The following is a 602-nucleotide window of genomic DNA, read 5'->3' as shown; positions in this document are numbered from 1 at the left end:
ATGATCGGATGTACCAATGCATTGAGCCAAGCTTTTTCTTCTGGATTAGAAAAGATTTTTTCGCGTAACTTGGCACGATCTAAGGTGTTGTCGTCATGCGTAATGTCTTGACCAAAATGTTGAATGATTGCATTTAACCCGGGAGTTCCAGGTTCGACGACTTCTCGTGCGACAATGTCTGCATCGACAATATCAATTTTAAACTGCTGCTTGAACAGATTCGTTACGGTAGTTTTACCGCTGGCGATACCACCCGTTAAGCCTATTACCAAAGCCATTTACACCCCTAAAATTGACGTGAAGTACCAACTTAGAATTTGATCGCCCCAGATTAAGCTTACCCATCCTGCAATCGCTAAATATGGGCCGAAAGGGAAAGCTTTCTCTATACCTTGTTTTTGTAGTCGTAACTGAACGAGCCCGAATATCACACCGACGACGGAAGAAAGTAGGATGATCATTGGTAATGATTGCCATCCTAGCCAAGCGCCAAGGGCAGCCAGCAATTTAAAATCACCGTAACCCATGCCTTCTTTACCAGTAAGAAGTTTGAAACCCCAATATACCGACCAAAGACACAAATAACCGGCAATCGCACCAAT

At 43.5% G+C, this 602-nt stretch carries 2 protein-coding genes; both read right to left on the bottom strand.

Annotated elements, in window-relative coordinates; genetic code table 11:
* A partial coding sequence (coaE, locus tag R7R78_RS27825) for a dephospho-CoA kinase (protein WP_225474815.1) occupies positions 1-278 on the bottom strand: 278 nt, incomplete at its 3' end.
* Positions 279-602, bottom strand: a 324-nt coding sequence (locus R7R78_RS27820; protein WP_225474814.1) for a prepilin peptidase, incomplete at its 5' end; no start/stop codon positions are given.

The sequence above is a fragment of the Vibrio sp. 2134-1 genome (assembly GCF_033339495.1).
The sequence above is the reverse complement of the archived record's forward strand: the minus strand, read 5'-3'. Positions and strand labels throughout refer to the sequence as shown.